The sequence below is a fragment of the Longirhabdus pacifica genome, from assembly GCF_004115085.1.
GTDB lineage: Bacteria > Bacillota > Bacilli > Paenibacillales > DSM-105158 > Longirhabdus > Longirhabdus pacifica.
Window position 1 is genome coordinate 1 of sequence record NZ_QXJP01000065.1, and the last position, 897, is coordinate 897.

Genomic DNA, 897 nt, shown 5'->3' on the forward strand with positions numbered 1-897 from the left:
TCCGTATTCTCTTCGTCCGTTCTGATCTATCCTTTTCACCACGGCTTCATCGCAAGAGATCTCACATTGCGTTGAAATCGCTTTGGACATCACGTAAAGTAATGGGTTGAACCAATGCATCGCGGTTGCTACCATCGTTAGTGCTTTCACCCACACATCTTTTCGCTTATAGTGCACGAGTTCATGGGTTAGTACAAAACGCAACTCATGTGAGTCATAATTACTATGCGGCAACACGATAGTGGGCTTCATCAACCCTATTAACATCGGTGTATCGATAATAGACGATTGTTTCAACAATACATTTGTTTTAATGTTCATGCTATTTTTAAGTGTTTCAAACACCGATGTAATAGCTGATTGATGAATATCTTCACTCCACCGATATAGCGTCTGGATAAACCGATAATAATACTGAAGTTGATATACAAGGTAAGCTATTACTCCTGCCAACCAAATCGCAAAGATCATGGAACTCCATCCTACATCCGATGTCAAAACTTTACCTTGCTCTTCCGGATACACAGTCGCTGATGTACTTATGACTTCACCATGTATATTAGAGAACTCCGCGTGTGTTCCTTCTGTGTGAACCTCCATTGGAAGATGCACATTGCTGTCAGTGACAAGTTCTTCTCCTATTTCTGAGCTATCATAGCTGGTGTGCGGATTGATTCCATTAGATTGATCATATGGCAACGGCTGCTCTTGGCGTATACTTTGAAAGGAATCATCTCCTGGCGCTGCCATTTGCGCTTCATTCTCAGTGGAGACAAAAGGTAGATTCACCTCGATCAAGGACATATTGATTTCCGGTCTAAACGGGATAATCAAGCCAATAATGATGATGAGCCATGCGTAATACGTCCACTTTGCAGCATACCTTTTTAGTAGAAA

The 897-nt window shown here is 41.7% G+C and carries 1 protein-coding gene; it reads right to left on the bottom strand.

The annotated features are described in order from the left end of the window. Nucleotides 1-897, bottom strand: an 897-nt coding sequence (locus D1Z92_RS17080) for a M56 family metallopeptidase (RefSeq protein WP_164931705.1), incomplete at both ends; no start/stop codon positions are given.